Raw genomic sequence first — 1,598 nt, forward strand, 5'->3', positions numbered from 1 at the left:
GCCTCGCTGTTCGACGCGCGGGTGCCGCAGGTCCTGCGCCGCTTCGTGCGGCGGCGCGAACTCGGCCTGCTGATGGCCGGGGCGCTCGTCGGCGTGGTGAGCGGCCTCGTGGTCGCGGGCATGAACGAGGCGGCCCACGCCCTCCAGCAGACGCTCTTCGACGTGCCCGCCGGCGTCGATCTCAGCGCGGCGCGCAGCCTCTCCCCCTGGCGCACCATCCTGGTCCCGGTGCTGGGCGGCCTGCTGCTCGCCGGGCTGACCCTGCTCGTCGCCCGCCGGCTCGGCGCCAAGCTCGCCGACGCCATCGAGGCCAACGCCCTGTTCGGCGGGCGCCTGTCCTTCCGCGGCTCGCTCTACATCGCCGGCCAGACGCTGGTCTCGAACGGCTTCGGCGGCTCGGTCGGGCTGGAGGCCGGCTTCACCCAGGTCTGCGCCGCCCTCGGCTCGCTCCTCGGGCGCACCCTGGCCGCCCGCCGCTCCGACATGCGCCTCCTCGTCGCCTGCGGCGCGGCCGGCGCCATCAGCGCCGCCTTCGGGGCGCCGCTCGCGGGCGCCTTCTACGCCTTCGAGGTGGTGCTCGGCGCCTACGCGGCGGCCGGCTTCGTGCCGGTGATCGCCAGCGCCGTCACGGCCACCCTGGTGGCCCGCCAGTTCACCACCCACGCCTACCTGCTGGTGCCGGGCTTCCCCACCCCGCTCTCGGCCGAGATGATCCTCCAGGTCGGGGTCGTCGGCGCGCTCTGCGCGCTCGGCGCGATCCTGCTGATGCTCGGCGTCTCGGCGGTCGAGCGGGCGCTCGCCAGGATCCCGGCCCTGCGCCCGGCCTTCCGGCCGGTGCTGGGCGGGCTGCTGCTCGGCCTGCTCGCCCTGGTGAGCCCGGTGGTGCTCGGGGCCGGCCACGGGGCGCTGCAGATCACCCTCGTCAGCAACCCCACCGTCCTCGCGCTCGCCGCCGCGGTGGCGCTCAAGATGGCGGGCTCGGCCCTCTCCCTCGGCTCGGGTTTCCGCGGCGGGCTCTTCTTCGCCTCGCTGCTGCTCGGCGCCCTCATCGGCCAGCTCTACACGGGTGCGGCCTCGGCGCTGGTGCCCCAGGGCGTGCTCCAGCCCGGCACCGCGGCGATGGCCGGCATGGCGGCGTTCGGCACCGGCGTGCTCGGCGCGCCCGTGAGCATGATCTGCCTCGCGCTGGAGACCACGGGCGATTTTTCGATCACGGTCGGCGCGGTGGTGGCCGCGGCCATCGCCTCGCTGATCGTGCGCGAGTTGTTCGGCTACAGCTTCGCCACGTGGCGCTTCCACCTGCGGGGCGAGGACGCGATCCGCGGCCCCCACGACGTGGGCTGGATCCGGCAGATCTCGGCCGCGATGCTGATGCGGCGCGACTTCAAGGCGGTGGGCGCGGACCGGCCGATCCAGGAGGTGCGCGAGGGCTTCACCACGGGGCGCGAGAAGCAGGCCGTGCTGGTGCGCGACGGGCGCTATGCCGGCCTCGTGCTGGCCGCCGACCTGAACGTGGCGGCCGGGAGCGAGGGCGAGCCGGTCGGGTCGGTGGCCCGGCTCGGCGACGCGGTGCTCCTGCCTGGCACGCCGATCCGGCA

Annotated in this window: 1 protein-coding gene; it reads left to right on the forward strand. The window is 75.3% G+C overall.

Going from position 1 to position 1,598, the window contains the following annotated elements; all coding sequences use genetic code 11:
* Window positions 1–1,598 (forward strand): chloride channel protein (locus ACKUB9_RS34250; RefSeq protein ID WP_407531156.1); only part of this gene is annotated, 1,598 nt, incomplete at both ends.

This window comes from Methylobacterium oryzisoli (genome assembly GCF_046557895.1).
Taxonomy (GTDB): Bacteria; Pseudomonadota; Alphaproteobacteria; order Rhizobiales; family Beijerinckiaceae; genus Methylobacterium; species Methylobacterium oryzisoli.